The sequence below is a fragment of the Arthrobacter sp. Hiyo1 genome (assembly GCF_001263615.2).
Lineage (GTDB): Bacteria > Actinomycetota > Actinomycetes > Actinomycetales > Micrococcaceae > Arthrobacter.
The window spans coordinates 432284-435334 of the sequence record NZ_DF952472.1; the positions used below are offsets into that span (position 1 = coordinate 432284).

Below are 3051 nucleotides of genomic sequence, written 5' to 3' on the forward strand. Positions count from 1 at the left end.
CCTCGACGTCGCCGTCGGATCCGCCTACACCGGAATCTACGACCGGCCAGATCTTGGGCGCCGCGATCTCCGCCGCCTGACTGCTGTCCTTGCCCCGGCCGAAAAGTACGAGCTGGTACTCGTCGACTGCCCGCCGTCCCTCAACGGCCTCACCCGCATGGCCTGGAGCGCGAGTGACCGCGTGGTCCTTGTTGCCGAACCAGGGCTCTTCTCGGTAGCCGGCACGGAACGCACCATGCGCGCCATCCAATTGTTCCGCCAGGAGTTCGCTCCCCAGCTGGCTCCTGCAGGGATCGTTGCCAACAGGGTCCGTCCCGCCTCGTCCGAGCACACGTTCCGGCTCGCCGAGATGGAATCGATGTTCGGCGAGCTGTTGCTGGCACCGCATATTCCGGAGCAGGCGAATTGGCAGCAAATCCAGGGGGCCGCCCACGCCGTGCACCACTGGCCTGGCGACTCGGCGAAGAACACCGCCAAGCTGTTCGACTCGCTCCTGGAGAACATGTTGTCCTCGAACAACGGCACGCGGGAACGCCGTAAGCGCTGAGCGGCTCTGCGAGCCAGAAGCCACCCCCTTCAAAAAAAGATGAAGCCACCTTCCTGTCGGAAGGCGGCTTCATTGGTCTTCAGTGGCCGCTGGCGGCAATCCCGACGGCGGTTCAGCCGGTGCGGCGGGCGGAACGGCGCTTGCTGAGTTCGTCGTCCGGAAAGGGCTGTTCTACCGCGTGTTCGCTCGGGAGCGCAGCTAGGCTGCCTTCGACTTCGCGCCAGACGCGGCCCACTGCGATGCCGAATACGCCTTGGCCGCCCTGCACCAGGTCAATGACCTCGTCCGCTGAAGTGCATTCATAGACACTCGCGCCATCGCTCATGAGCGTGATTTGCGCCAGGTCTTCCACTCCGCGTTCGCGCAAGTGTTCGACGGCCGTGCGGATCTGTTGGAGGGACACGCCTGTGTCCAGGAGCCGCTTGACGACTTTGAGAACCAGGATGTCCCGGAAGCCATAGAGCCGCTGCGATCCGGAACCGGCGGCTCCCCGCACGGCGGGTTCAACAAGGCCTGTGCGTGCCCAGTAGTCCAGCTGGCGGTAGGTAATCCCCGCCGCCTTGCACGCGGTGGGGCCACGGTAGCCGGCATCTTCATCCAGGACCGGAAGGTCCTCGGTGAAAAGCAGACCCTGGGCACCGCTTGCGGGTACAGCAACGCCTGTCGAGGCCTGCTTTAGCTCGCCTGCTTCGCCTTTGGGACTCACGTGACCCTCCTTGTCAGAAGTTCCCTTGGGGATGGTGCATACGGGGGCAACACGAAAGGGGAAATGCACTCGTGTAATTTCAACGCGTCCGCACCTTTCAGTGTGACTTGCGCGCGACCTGCATGCAACGGGAACTTGATATCTTCGACGTTAGGCGTGCGGGAGCCTTAGGTCAAAGACGTCCGGGCATTTTCAGATCGTGTCGAAACTTTCACCCTCAACTTTAACCTTAGGCTACCTTCAGCCTTCGAAATCCTCGGGCTCTACGTCGTCCAGGAACTCCCGGAAGCGGCGCAATTCCCGTTCCTCGTCAACTTCGGGGCCCGGCTCGGTGTCTTCGCCTTCGTCGTGTTCGGTGATCCGGACGCCGGCTTCTTCCATGACGGCGTCGGCACACCAGATGCGGCATTTCGCCCGCAAGGCAAGCGCCAGCGCATCGGAAGCGCGGGAACTCACTACGGTGCCGTCGTCGAACTGGAGTTGGCCGTAGAAGATGTTGTCCTCGACCGCGACGATGTTCACGCTGATGATCGTGTGGCCGAGTGCTTCAACGACGTCGATCATCAGATCGTGGGTCATCGGCCGGGGCGGCACCACGCCTTGCTGGGCCAGGGCGATAGCGCTTGCTTCGGGCGTGCCGATCCAAATAGGGACATGGCGTTCCCCGTGCATCTCACGGAGGAGGACCAGAGGCTGGTTTGAAGGCAGTTCAATCCGCACTCCAACGATCTCGACCTCAATCATCATGCGTCCATACGGGAGATACGGTCCTGCACCAAGGCTCGATGCAGGCTGAGGCAGAGTTCGCTGATTTCCCGGGCGGCTTCGGCAGCCCTGGATTGCGATGCCGCGTCCTTGCGGGACGTCAGAGGAGCGACGACGCGCTCCACCAAGCCGAATTCGCGCTCGGCCGCGGCCTGGAACGGACGGAGGTGCCGCGGCTCAAGTCCGTGGCTTTCAAGTTGGACGCAGGCACGCGCCACTTGAAGGGCGTGTTCGTCGAATTTGCCGTTGACGTGGCTGATGAGCCCGTAACTGAGGAGGGACTGCAAGAGCGGGACGCTGGCCCCGGATTCCGTCCGCAACTGTTCCTCGCTCAGGGCGCGTGCGCGGCCCTGCAGCTCGGCCGCAAGTTCGTCCGAGACAATCCGTGGGGACACCGACACGCCCGGCGGGAGGTTTTCGGGACGCTCGCCACGGTCGATCGCGTCAAGGTAATCCTTGATGACCTTCAGGGGCAGGTACTGGTCACGCTGGAGGGCCAGCACGAAGCGGAGGCGCTCGACGTCGCTTTCGGCGTATTGCCGGTACCCGGCAGGAGTGCGCTTCGGATTGATCAGTCCCTTTTCCTCAAGAAAACGGATCTTGGACGCCGTCATGGTGGGAAAATCGTCGCTGAGTTGGGCGAGGACCTCCCCGATGTTGAGGACCTGCGGTCCTCGCCGTTCCGGCTGGGGCAGTGCCACAGGCGTACCCGGAATCAGTCTTGGCCTGCTGCGCGGGCAGGGCTCAGGTAGTAGGTGAGGCGGAACTTCCCGATCTGGACCTCGCTGCCGTTCTTGAGCAGGACGTTGTCCACCCGGTCCTGGTTGACGTAGGTGCCATTGAGGCTTCCGGTGTCCACCACTTCGAAGCCCTCGGGGGTACGCACGAATTCCACGTGCTTGCGCGAAACCGTCACGTCATCCAGGAAGATGTCCGCATCCGGGTGGCGGCCAGCGGTGGTGGTGTCGGAGTCCAGAAGGAACCGCGCGCCGGCATTCGGGCCGGTGTGCGCAATCAGCAAGGCCGATCCAGG

Annotated in this window: 5 protein-coding genes; 1 reads left to right on the forward strand and 4 read right to left on the reverse strand. The window is 63.2% G+C overall.

Going from position 1 to position 3051, the window contains the following annotated elements; all coding sequences use genetic code 11:
• The coding region (locus AHiyo1_RS15525; protein WP_059389159.1) for a ParA family protein at window positions 1-547 on the forward strand (547 nt) is incomplete at its 5' end.
• A 112-nt stretch (window positions 548-659) separates the two neighbouring features.
• On the opposite strand, the gene AHiyo1_RS15530 is transcribed toward AHiyo1_RS15525, so the two are convergent.
• From AHiyo1_RS15530 to AHiyo1_RS15545, 4 genes are all read right to left on the reverse strand, one after another.
• Window positions 660-1253, reverse strand: a complete 594-nt coding sequence (locus AHiyo1_RS15530) for a MerR family transcriptional regulator (RefSeq protein WP_059389160.1) — start codon at window positions 1251-1253, stop codon at window positions 660-662.
• A 240-nt stretch (window positions 1254-1493) separates the two neighbouring features.
• The gene (locus AHiyo1_RS15535; RefSeq protein WP_059389161.1) at window positions 1494-1997 is read right to left on the reverse strand and encodes a bifunctional nuclease family protein; all 504 of its coding nucleotides are present in this window, start codon (window positions 1995-1997) and stop codon (window positions 1494-1496) included.
• Window positions 1997-2713, reverse strand: coding sequence for a transcriptional regulator FtsR (ftsR, locus tag AHiyo1_RS15540; protein WP_059389162.1), 717 nt, complete (start codon window positions 2711-2713; stop codon window positions 1997-1999). The genes AHiyo1_RS15535 and ftsR overlap by 1 nt, the downstream gene beginning before the upstream one ends.
• A gap of 20 nt (window positions 2714-2733) precedes the next feature.
• On the reverse strand, window positions 2734-3051 hold a 318-nt coding region (locus tag AHiyo1_RS15545; RefSeq protein ID WP_059389163.1), incomplete at its 5' end, for an FHA domain-containing protein.

Bases quoted from the DNA above. Each gene is read 5' to 3' on its own strand.
- AHiyo1_RS15535 (WP_059389161.1), bottom strand. From the start codon at position 1,997: ATGATTGAGGTCGAGATCGTTGGAGTGCGGATTGAACTGCCTTCAAAC.